Consider the following 634-nt stretch of genomic DNA (forward strand, 5'->3'; position numbering starts at 1 on the left):
GTCGTACGGAACCGGGGCGGCGGTGGGCGGGGCCTGGAGGTGGGCGCGGACGGTGCGGGCGGCCCGGCGACGGCGTTCGAAGGCGGTGGCGTCCAGGGGCAGCGGCCATGCCTGGTCGGCGTCGGCGGTGTGCAGGGCGGGGTTCTCGTCGCCCTCCTCGGGGGCATCCGCCCACACCTCGGTCTCGCCGTACCCGGCGGCGCAGTGGTCGTGCAGGGCCTGGAGGAAGTCGGAGGGGCCGCGGGGCTTCTTCTGGCTGGGACCCCACCAGTGGCCGGAGCCGAGCAGGAGGGAGCGGGGGCGGGTGAAGGTGACGTAGCCGAGGCGCAGCTCCTCGGTGAGCTGGTGCTCCTTCATGGCCTCGTGGAAGCCCTTGATGCCCTTGGCGTCCCAGGAGACGACGTCGGGCAGCGTGGCGGTGTCGCCGCGCAGGGCGTGCGGGAGCACCTTGGCCTGCGCTGTCCACTTCTCGCGCCCCTGGGCGCTGGGGAAGGTGCCCTTCACCAGGCCGGGGACTGCTACTACGTCCCACTCCAGCCCCTTGGACTTGTGCGCGGTGAGCACCTTGACGGTGTTCTCGCCGCCGGGCAGCGCGTTGTCGAGGCCCTTCTCGTACTGGGCGGCGGTGCGCAGG

General features: G+C 73.2%; 1 protein-coding gene. It reads right to left on the reverse strand.

The annotated features are described in order from the left end of the window. A partial coding sequence (locus CCN33_RS28365) for a 3'-5' exonuclease (protein ID WP_279628218.1) occupies positions 1 to 634 on the reverse strand: 634 nt, incomplete at both ends.

Origin of the sequence: Streptomyces recifensis (genome assembly GCF_002154615.1) — a bacterium.
GTDB classification, from domain to species: Bacteria; Actinomycetota; Actinomycetes; order Streptomycetales; family Streptomycetaceae; genus Streptomyces; species Streptomyces griseoluteus.